The organism is Kitasatospora sp. NPDC059817 (genome assembly GCF_042731835.1).
Lineage (GTDB): Bacteria > Actinomycetota > Actinomycetes > Streptomycetales > Streptomycetaceae > Kitasatospora.
Genome location: NZ_JBHWIR010000112.1, coordinates 7,137 through 16,705 on the forward strand (window position 1 = coordinate 7,137; position 9,569 = coordinate 16,705).

10 protein-coding genes are annotated in these 9,569 nt (G+C 74.4%); 7 read left to right on the forward strand and 3 right to left on the reverse strand.

Annotated elements, in window-relative coordinates; genetic code table 11:
- Window positions 1-357: 357 nt before the first annotated feature.
- The 4 genes from ACFV61_RS22895 (at window position 358) to ACFV61_RS22910 (ending at window position 3,407) form a co-directional block, all read left to right on the forward strand.
- The gene (locus ACFV61_RS22895; RefSeq protein ID WP_063350180.1) at window positions 358-894 is read left to right on the forward strand and encodes a hypothetical protein; all 537 of its coding nucleotides are present in this window, start codon (window positions 358-360) and stop codon (window positions 892-894) included.
- Between the two features lie 140 nt (window positions 895-1,034).
- Entirely contained in the window at window positions 1,035-1,811 is a 777-nt protein-coding gene (locus ACFV61_RS22900) for a LamB/YcsF family protein (RefSeq protein ID WP_244293516.1), read from the forward strand.
- On the forward strand, window positions 1,808-2,434 hold the full coding sequence (pxpB, locus tag ACFV61_RS22905) for a 5-oxoprolinase subunit PxpB (protein WP_380338323.1): 627 nt from the start codon (window positions 1,808-1,810) through the stop codon (window positions 2,432-2,434). Before ACFV61_RS22900 ends, pxpB begins: the two co-directional genes overlap by 4 nt.
- A 100-nt stretch (window positions 2,435-2,534) precedes the next feature.
- On the forward strand, window positions 2,535-3,407 hold the full coding sequence (locus tag ACFV61_RS22910) for a biotin-dependent carboxyltransferase family protein (protein ID WP_380493620.1): 873 nt from the start codon (window positions 2,535-2,537) through the stop codon (window positions 3,405-3,407).
- Window positions 3,408-3,478: 71 nt separating this feature from the next.
- Here ACFV61_RS22910 and rox read toward each other — a convergent pair whose 3' ends face one another.
- From rox to ACFV61_RS22925, 3 genes are all read right to left on the reverse strand, one after another.
- Complete coding sequence (gene rox, locus ACFV61_RS22915; protein WP_380493622.1) at window positions 3,479-4,903, reverse strand: rifampin monooxygenase; 1,425 nt, start codon at window positions 4,901-4,903, stop codon at window positions 3,479-3,481.
- Window positions 4,904-5,106: 203 nt separating this feature from the next.
- Entirely contained in the window at window positions 5,107-6,033 is a 927-nt protein-coding gene (locus ACFV61_RS22920; RefSeq protein ID WP_380493624.1) for an aminoglycoside phosphotransferase family protein, read from the reverse strand.
- Window positions 6,034-6,061: 28 nt separating this feature from the next.
- The gene (locus ACFV61_RS22925; protein ID WP_380493629.1) at window positions 6,062-6,826 is read right to left on the reverse strand and encodes an alpha/beta fold hydrolase; all 765 of its coding nucleotides are present in this window, start codon (window positions 6,824-6,826) and stop codon (window positions 6,062-6,064) included.
- A 115-nt stretch (window positions 6,827-6,941) separates the two neighbouring features.
- On the opposite strand from ACFV61_RS22925, the gene ACFV61_RS22930 reads away from it, so the two are divergent.
- The 3 genes from ACFV61_RS22930 to ACFV61_RS22940 all read left to right on the forward strand — a co-directional run bounded on the left by ACFV61_RS22930 (window position 6,942) and on the right by ACFV61_RS22940 (window position 9,412).
- Window positions 6,942-7,478: a PadR family transcriptional regulator gene (locus ACFV61_RS22930; protein WP_063350175.1), complete on the forward strand. Its 537-nt coding sequence runs from the start codon at window positions 6,942-6,944 to the stop codon at window positions 7,476-7,478.
- Window positions 7,479-7,581: 103 nt separating this feature from the next.
- A complete protein-coding gene (locus ACFV61_RS22935; RefSeq protein ID WP_380493626.1) occupies window positions 7,582-8,295 on the forward strand; it encodes a class I SAM-dependent methyltransferase in 714 nt (237 codons plus the stop codon).
- Window positions 8,296-8,569: 274 nt separating this feature from the next.
- Window positions 8,570-9,412, forward strand: a complete 843-nt coding sequence (locus ACFV61_RS22940) for an undecaprenyl-diphosphate phosphatase (RefSeq protein WP_063351584.1) — start codon at window positions 8,570-8,572, stop codon at window positions 9,410-9,412.
- The last annotated feature ends 157 nt before the right edge of the window (window positions 9,413-9,569 follow it).

Below are 9,569 nucleotides of genomic sequence, written 5' to 3' on the forward strand. Positions count from 1 at the left end.
CGGTCTGGCTCACGAGGTCGTTGCCGTGGCCGCTCAGGTCCTTGACGATCTGGGAGTCGGGGGCGGGGCGGGGCGGCGCGCGCCCGCCCGCGCTCCGGCCCGGGGGCGCCCGGGCGCGCGGGCTGGGCCGCGCCCCGGGGGCCCCGCCCCCGGGCCCTCGGCGTGTCCGGGGGCGCGCGCCGGCCCGGCGTCCGGGGGTGCGCGCCCGCACGGCGTCCGGGGGTGCGTACCGGCGCGGCGTCTGGGGCGTGCCCGCACGTCAGGGGCTAGTTGAACGCGTTCAAATCGAGGGTCTAGAGTCGGTTCCGCACAGACGGGACAAGGCCCCGCCTGCTCTTCGGCATGGAGGTTCGCACCATGGACACCAATCCGGGCACCGATCCCGCGGCGGTACTGCGCAGAGTCCGGCGCTGGCTCTGGATCTTCGTGGTCTGCCTGGTGCTGAGCGGCCTGACGGCCTTCCCGCTGGAGACCGAGACCCGCTGGCTGGCCGATCTCGCGACCGGGCCGGCCGCGCCGCTGGCCGACCGCTTCCCGGCCGCCCTGGACTGGATCGAACGCGTCCGCACCGGCGTCGCGGAGACCAATGACCGCTACCCCTTCCTGGCCTACGGCACCGACTGGCTCGCCTTCGCCCACCTGGTGATCGCCGCCGCCTTCTGGGGCCCGATCAAGGACCCGGTCCGCAACATCTGGGTGATCCGCTGGGCGGTGCTCGCCTGCGGCGCCGTCATCCCCCTGGCCCTGGTCTGCGGGCCGCTGCGGGGGATCCCCCTGGGCTGGCGATTCATCGACATGTCGTTCGGAATCGTCGGCGTCGTCCCGCTGCTGATCGTGCTGCGGGCGCTGCGCCCGCTGGAACGTTCCTTCCAGGGGCCGGTGGCCGCGAGCTGAGTCGGAGCCCCCCAGCGCCGCCCCAGGGCGTGTGACCAGGGGTCGCACGCCGGTGGGCCCCCTGGGCCCGGGTCACGGGCAACGGCCTTCATCCGCAGGCCCTACCATCTGGCTCAACAGCTGCTGGAAGGCGGACGGGCGTGGCCGATGCGGTGATCGATCTCAATGCGGACCTCGGTGAGGGGTTCGGACGCTGGACGCTGACCGACGACGAGGCCCTGCTGTCCGTGGTGACCAGTGCCAACGTCGCCTGCGGCTTCCACGCGGGAGATCCGTCGACGATGCGCCGGGTCTGCGCGCTGGCCGCCGAACGCGGCGTCCGGATCGGCGCCCAGGTCTCCTACCGCGACCTGGCCGGCTTCGGCCGCCGGGCCATGGACGTCCCCCCGGAGGAGCTCGCCGACGAGATCGCCTACCAGATCGGCGCCCTCCAGGTCTTCGCCCGCGCGGCCGGCTCCCGGGTCTCCTACGTCAAACCGCACGGCGCCCTCTACAACCGCGTGGTCACCGACTCCGAACAGGCCGAGGCCGTGGTGGCCGGCGTGCTGCGGGCCGGGGCGGTCTGCGACGGACCGCTGCCGGTGCTCGGACTGCCCGGCTCCCGGCTGCTCGCCGTCGCCGAGGGCGTCGGCCTGGCGGTCGTCGCCGAGGCCTTCGCCGACCGCGCGTACACCTGGGCCGGCACCCTCGTCCCGCGCCGCGACCCGGACGCCGTGGTGCACGACCCCGAATCGGTGATCACCCGAGCCGTCGGCATCGCCCGGGACGCCTCGGTGGAGGCCGTCGGCGGCGAACGGATCGCCGTCGAGGCCCGCTCCCTGTGCGTCCACGGCGACACCCCCGGCGCCGCCCAGCTCGCCTGGCGGATCCGCGGAGCCCTCGCCTCCGCCGGGGTCCGGGTGGAGGCGTTCACATGACGCCCGCCGCCGTCCGGCGCGTCGGCGAGCGGGCGCTGCTGGTCGAACTCGACGACACGGCGCAGGTCGCCGCGCTGTACGGATGGCTGCGCGAGCGGCAGGAGAGCCGGGCGCTCGGCGCGGTCGAGGAGATCGTGCCGGCCGCGCGCACGGTGCTGCTGGACGGCGTCGCGGACGTCGACGCACTGGCGGCCCTGCTGCGCACGGCCCGTCCGTCGGCGGCCGCGGCGGCGACCGGGCCGCTGGTGGAGGTGCCGACGGTGTACGACGGCGCCGACCTCGCCGAGGTCGCCGCACTGTGGGGGGTGTCCGAGGAGGCCGCCGTACGGATCCACACCGGGCCCGAGTACGTGGTCGCCTTCTGCGGGTTCGCGCCCGGCTTCGGCTACCTGACCGGGCTGCCGCTCCGGTACGAGGTCCCGCGCCGGGCCACCCCGCGCAGCAGCGTCCCGGTCGGCTCGGTCGCCCTGGCCGGCCCGTACACCGGCGTCTACCCGGGCTCCTCCCCCGGCGGCTGGCAGCTGATCGGGCGCACCGGGCTCGCGCTCTGGGACACCGGGCGCGAGCCGGCGGCGCTGCTGGCGCCCGGGGTGCGGGTGCGGTTCACGGCGGAACGGGCGTAGCGGGGGTGCGGGCCGACGGCGGGCGGCGCGCGGGCCCCGGACGACGGCGGACGGGACGGCCGGGGGCGGGACGGCGGCGGACGGGGTGCGGGCGGACGGGGTGGGGGCGTTGAGCGGTTTGCTGGTGGTGCGGCCCGGACCGTTGACCACCGTCCAGGACCTCGGACGGCGCGGCGTCGCCCACCTCGGGGTGCCCAGGGCCGGGGCGCTGGACGAGCCCGCGCTGCGGGCGGCGAACCGGCTGGTCGGCAACGAGCCGGGCGCCGCCGGGCTGGAGACCACGCTCGGCGGGGTCGCCCTGCGCGCCCTCGGGCCGGTGGTCGTGGCTGTCACCGGCGCACCCTCGCCCGTCCGGGTGGACGGGCGGGCGGCCGCGTGGGGTGCGCCGGTCGCGGTGCCGGCCGGGGCGGTGCTGGAGGTGGGGGCGGCGACCGCCGGGGTGCGCGGCTACCTGGCGGTCGCGGGCGCGATCGCCGTCCCGCCGGTCCTGGGCAGCCGCTCGACGGACCTGCTCTCCGGCCTCGGACCGGCCCCGCTCGCCGCCGGCGACCGGCTGCCGGTCGGCCCGCCTCCGCCCGACCGCCCCCGGCCCGACCTGGTGCCGCTGCCCGCTCCCCCGGCCGAACTGGTGCTGCGGCTGCGGCTCGGCCCGCGCGCGGACTGGTTCGAGCCCTCGGCGCTGACCCGGCTGGCCCGCGACGGGTACCTGGTCTCCCCGGCCGGCAACCGGATCGGGCTGCGCACCGAGGGCCCGCCGGTCACCCGCGCCCGGGCGGGTGAACTACCCAGTGAGGGCATGGTGTTGGGCGCGGTGCAGATCCCGCCGGACGGGCGGCCGGTGGTCTTCCTGGCCGACCACCCGACCACCGGCGGCTACCCGGTGATCGGCGTCGTCCCCGCCGCCGACCTCGCGGCGGCCGCCCAGGCACGCCCGGGCACGCCGGTGCGCTTCGTACTGCTGCGGGAGCGCTGAGCGGCCGCGACAGCACGCCTCCCGGCGCGATCGCGGTTCCTGCACCACCGAAGCCAGCCGCGGCGGTGCATTCAGGCGGGGGCGCCGAACCACCTGGACAGGTGGCCGCGCAGGCCCTGCTGGTCCTCGCCGACCCAGGCCACGTGGCCGTCCGGGCGCAGCAGCACCGCAGGCACGTCCAACTCGTCGCTGACGTCGACGACATGGTCGACCCGGTCCGCCCAGCCCGCCACCGAGAGCCCACCGGTCTGATCGAGCAGCAGCCCGCGGCCGCCGTGCATCAGCCCGTAGAGACGGCCGCGCTTCAGCTGCACGTCGCGCAGCCGGCGGCCGAGCAGTTCATGCCCTTCGCCGAGGTCGTAGCGGACCCCGATCGCGATGATCTTCTCGATCAGGTACCGGTTCACCTCCTCGAAGTCCATCAGCTCCGCCAGCAGGCGGCGCACCGCCTGGGCGCCGGGCTCCAGGGACATCAACTGGATCTGGGCGCGGGTGTTGTCCAGCACGTCGGCGGCCACCGGGTGCCGTTCGGCGTGGTAGCTGTCCAGCAGCCCCTCCGGCGCCCAGCCGTCGACCTCGGCGGCCAGCTTCCAGCCCAGGTTGAACGCGTCCTGGACGCCGAGGTTGAGCCCCTGCCCGCCGGTCGGCGGGTGGATGTGCGCCGCGTCGCCGGCCAGCAGCACCCGGCCGACCCGGTAGCGCTCGGCCAGTCGGGTGGCGTCGCCGAAGCGCGAGAGCCAGCGTGGTGAGTGCGCCCCGAAGTCCGTGCCCGCGACGGCCCGCAGCTGGCGCTTGAACTCCTCGAAGGTCGGAGCAGCCGTACGATCCTCGGCCACACCCTCGGCGGGCACCACGACGCGGTACACCCCGTCCCCCTCGGGGATGGCGCCGAACCGCAGCTGGGTCTTGCGGACCTCCGCGATGACGGCGGCGATCGTCTCCGGCTCCTCCGCCAGCTCCATGTCGCCCAGCAGCGTCTCCACCCTGGAGGGCTCGCCGGGGAAGCCGACGCCGAGCAGCTTGCGCACCGCACTGCGGCCTCCGTCGCAGCCGACGAGGTAGCGCGAGCGCAGCCGCGTGCCGTCGGCCAGTTCGACACTCACCCCGTCCTCGTCCTGGCTCAGCCCCACCAGTTCGCAGCCGCGCCGGAGCTCGGCGCCGAGTTCGGTCGCGTGCTCGGTCAGCAGCCGCTCGGTGACCGCCTGCGGGATGGACAGGACGTATGCCTGGGTGGTGTCCAGCCGCTCCGGCCACTCCTTGCCGATGCCGGCGAAGAAGCCGCCGACCGCGAACTTCCGGCCGAGCGGGAGGAACCGCTCCAGCAGCCCGCGCTGGTCCATCACCTCAAGACTGCGCGCGTGCAGACCGCGCGCCCGGGCCGGCAGGGGCCGCTCCGCCTCCTTCTCCAGCACGAGTACCTGCACGCCGTGCAACCGCAACTCGCCGGCCAGCATCAAACCGGTCGGTCCGGCACCGACCACGATCACGTCAATCATCACAAACCCCCAGGTATGCCCGCAGATCCCGGCTTCGGCCGGTCATTCTGCGGCACGACCGGGGCCTTGCCGCAAGCCCCCCAGTCCGCTATACCTTGAGAGTGGCAAGGAGAGTCGGTGACCTCCTTGCCTTCGTTGTTTCCGCTCGTTGTTTCCGCTCGTTGTTTCTGCTCGCGGTTTGCCGCCCGCTGCGCGCGCTCCGCTCAACGCCCCGACAGCAGCTCCGCCACCACCCGCTGCGCCGGGTCGAGCGCCGACTCCCCGCCCTCCACCGCCCATACGGCGTTCTGCAGCACCCGGGCGAGCGTCCAGCCGACCGCCGCCTCGCGGTCCAGTTCCAGTGCCTCCACCAGGACGTCGAACCGCCACCGCAGCGCCCGGGCGACGTCGCCGGTGGCCAGTACGTCAGCCCAGCGGTTGCGCAGCGCCGGGAGGAGTTCGAAGCCGGGGTGCCCGACGAGCGGTTTGGGGTCGATGGCGAGCCAGGGGGCGCGGCCGCCGCCCTCGGGCGGGGCGAGGACGTTGCCGTAGTGCAGGTCCCAGTGCAGCAGCCGGTCGCCGGGCTCGGTGCGGACCTCGCGCAGGGCCGCGGCGCAGTCGGTGAGCAAGCGCCGCTCGGCCGGGTCGGCGAGGGCTGCGGCGGCCGCCGGGGCCCGCGCGAGCAGACCGTCGGCGAGGTCCGCCAGCCGTCGCAGGTCCGGGGCTTCGATCTGACGTCCAGTCAATTCCCTTAGCAGGCCTGCGAGGACGTGCAGCGCCTCCCGATCGTCCGCGACATCCAGCAGTGAACGCCCCGGGTCGAGGCGTTCCAGCAGCATCGAGCCCGAGGCCGGTTCGTGGCCGAGGAGTCGTACGGCCCCTCGCCCGTCCCAGGCTCGGAGGGCTGCCGGCTCGCCCTCCGTCTCCTCGCCCACCGGCTGGAGCTTGAGCGCCGCGGGCGTGCCGTCGGCGCGCCGCACCGGCAGCACCAGGGCGACGACGCCGTGCGCGGGCGGGCCGTCCGGGCGCAGATCCCAGCGTTCGAGCAACTCGCCTGCCAGCGCGGGGAGTCGGGCCGCCCAGGCGCGACCTTCGGGGCCGAGGGAATTCTCCAGGGACGCGGCCAGCGCGGGCGGGACGTCAACAGGCATCAGGTGGGCTCCTCTCCGACTCCCCAGCCTACGGTCGAGGTTCGAGGCCGGCCGCCGAAACGAAGCCGTCGAGGTTGTCGAGCATGATGTTGTGCCCGCAGTCCGGGACGGCCGCCAACCGTACGCCCGCATCCCGGAGTTGGTCGGCGCCGCGCGGCTCGCCGCCCGCCTCCGGGTACAGGAAGGCACGCGGGAGGTCGAGGCCGAGCAGCAGTTCGCGCATCGTCGGCACCGTCGCCCGGGCCAGGTGGACGGCGCTGCGGTACAGCGCCTCGGGCCCGGCGAGGCGCATCGTGGACCACCAGGACGGGCCGACCCACGCGGCGACCTCGTCCCGGCCGCCGGCCAGGAACTCCTCCTCGGTGAAGCTCGCGATGCCGCTGCTGCCGGGCCGGCGGCCGGGAGTGACCGGGTCCAGGTTGGCGTCGACCAGGACGAGCCGGGAGACCGACTCCGGATGCCGGTGGGCGAGGACGACGGCGATCGCGCCTCCCATGCTGTGGCCGATCACCTCGACTCCGGCGAGCCCGGCCTCCGCCAGCGCCGCGGCGACGGCGTCGGCGTGCTCCTCCAGGGTGTATCCGAAGTCGGCGGGCCGGTCGCTGAGGCCGAAGCCGAGCAGGTCGAGCAGCAGCGAGCGGCGCCCGGTGAGCCCCGGGTGGGCGGCAGCGGCCGCGAAGTAGGCAGGCGAGCTGGCGCCGAGGCCGTGCAGGTAGAGCCGGGCGGGCTCGGCTCCGGGCAGCTCGACCCATCGGATCCGGTCGCCGTTCGGGGTGACGGGGGCGTGGCGCAGCACGGGGACTCCTCCTCCATCGGGGGCTGGGAACGCCCAGACCATACATCGCCGCCGAGGTATAGCGGAACCGATATATCGAAGCTCCGAGGGACGAATCTGCGAGAGTGGCCCCATGCTGAAGCTCGCGATCCTCGGATTCCTCTACGACCGCCCGCTGCACGGCTACCAGCTGCGCCGCCACCTCGCCGCACTCACCGGGCACGTCCGCCCGATCAGCGACGGCACGCTCTACCCGGCGATCAAGCGCCTGGAGGCCGACGGCCTGCTGGTCCGCGAGACCGAGCCCGGCAGCGCCGCCGCACCCCGGCACACCCTCCACCTCACCGAGGCCGGCCGCACCGCACTGCTCGACCAGCTGCGCGAGCCCGAGCCGTTGGACATCAGCGACGAGAACCGCTGGTTCGCCCTGCTCGCCTTCCTGCGCCACCTCGACGACCCCGCCGCACAGGCCGCCGTGCTCCGCCGCCGCCTGGCCTTCCTCTCCGAGCCGGCGAGCTTCTTCTACGACGGCGACCGCCCGGTCGGCGCCGAGGAGTTCGCCGACCCGTTCCGCCGCGGCCTGCTGCTGATCGCCCGCGCCACCAGCGAGGCCGAACTCGCCTGGCTGCACGCCACCCTGGCCGAACTGGAGGACGTACCGACAGGCTGACGGTGACGGGCCGACAGGCTTCCGGACTGACGGACTGACGGACTGACCGAAAACCCGCTGCGGCACCTTCCCTCCCCGCCCTGCCCGTGTTCCGATGACGCCCATGGCCAACGACACGCACACCGGCAACGTACGACGCGAGGGGCACGACGGAACGGGCCCGGGCGCGATCACCCCGGACGGCTGCGCCGTCGAGCTCTGGGCCCGGCTCCCCGTCGGCGACGCCCCGGACGTGATCGAGGCCGCGGTGCCGGCCGGCGCCACCATCCTCGAACTGGGCTGCGGCGTCGGCCGGATGACGCACCCGCTGACCGATCGCGGCTTCACCGTGACGGCGGTGGACGAGTCTCCCGAGATGCTGGCCAGGGTGCACGCGGGCATCCGCACCGTGCGCAGCCCGATCGAGCGACTGGACCTCGGCGAGCGCTTCGACGTCGTCCTGCTCGCCTCCTTCCTGATCCACGCGGGCGACGAGGCGGTCCGCCAAGGCCTGCTGGAGACCTGCCGCCGCCACGTCGCCGCGGACGGCTGCGTGCTGATGCAGCGGGAGGGCGAGGACTGGCACCTCAACGTGCCGCGCGAGGGCAGGCTCGGCACCGACGGCGTGTCGCGCATCGTCTCCTCGACGCCGGTCGGGGACGGCGTGAACTCCGTCCACGCCGAGTACGAGTTCCCGGACGGCCGTTGGACGCACACCTTCCGTTCCCGGCCGCTCACCACCGCCGCGTTCGACCGGGCGCTGGCGGACACCGGTCTGACGGTCGAGAGCTACCTGACCAAGGACCGCACCTGGGTCCGCGTCCGGCCCGCCGGCTGAGCGGCGGAAGGCCAGGCGGAAGGGCAGGCAGAAGGGCAGGCAGAAGGGCAGGCGGAGGAGTCAGCGGGTCACGGAAGGGCCGACGGGCAAAGCCGGGTCAAAGGGTGAACAAAGAATAGTCATCTTCACCCCGTACCATCAGCCGCGCGCCCGCCCGTGCGCGGCCCGATGGCCGTGCGGGTCGCGGCCTGCCCGCCTGCCCGCACGCCCGCTCCGACCTGCGAGGACCGCACATGTACGACGACTCACAGATACCCCCGGTGGGTGTCTGGTGATCGACTGGTTCCACGGGGCCGTTCTCGGTCTGATCCAGGGGCTCACCGAGTTCCTGCCCGTCTCCTCCAGTGCCCACCTGCGGGTCTTCTCCGCCCTGCTGGGCTGGGACGACCCGGGGGCGGCCTTCACCGCCGTGACCCAGCTCGGCACCGAGACCGCGGTGCTGATCTACTTCCGCCGGGACATCGTCTCGATCGTGCGGACCTGGACGCTGTCGCTGTTCCGCCCGGCGCTGCGCTCGGACCCGGACGCCCGGATGGGCTGGTTCGTGATCATCGGCACGCTGCCGATCGGCATCCTCGGCAAGCTGTTCCAGGACACCATCGAGACCCACCTACGCGATCTGCGGATCATCGGCACCACGTTGATCGTCTTCGGCCTGCTGCTGGCCTTCGCCGACCGCACCCGCGCGGTCCGGCACGCCCGGCCGATCACCGACCTCACCCTGCCGCACGCGGGTGTCTACGGCCTCGCCCAGGCGCTCGCACTGATCCCGGGGGTGTCCCGCTCCGGCGGCACGATCAGCGCGGGCCTGCTGCTCGGCTACAGCCGGGAGGCGGCGGCCCGCTACTCCTTCCTGCTGGCGATCCCGGCGGTGCTCGCCTCGGGGGCGCTGGAGCTGTTCAAGATCGGCGAGGGCCCGGCACCGGCCTGGGGGCCGACCATCCTGGCCACCGCGATCGCCTTCGCGGTCGGCTACGCGGCGATCGCCTGGTTCCTCAAGTACATCTCGCACCACAGCTTCCTGCCGTTCGTGGTCTACCGGGTGCTGCTCGGCGTCCTGATCATCGGACTGGTGGCCGGTGGTGTGCTGGCCCCGGACGCGGGCGTCGTGAAGTAGAACCTCGTTCCACCAGGACCCGGAACAGCAGGGCCCCGGAACAGCAGTGGGGGGGGGGGGGGGGCGGGGGGTGGGGGCGCGCGGGGGGGGTGCGCGGGAGGGGCGCGGCGGCGCGGGCGAGCGGGGGCGAGCCCCCCCACACTCGCGAGGGGGGGAG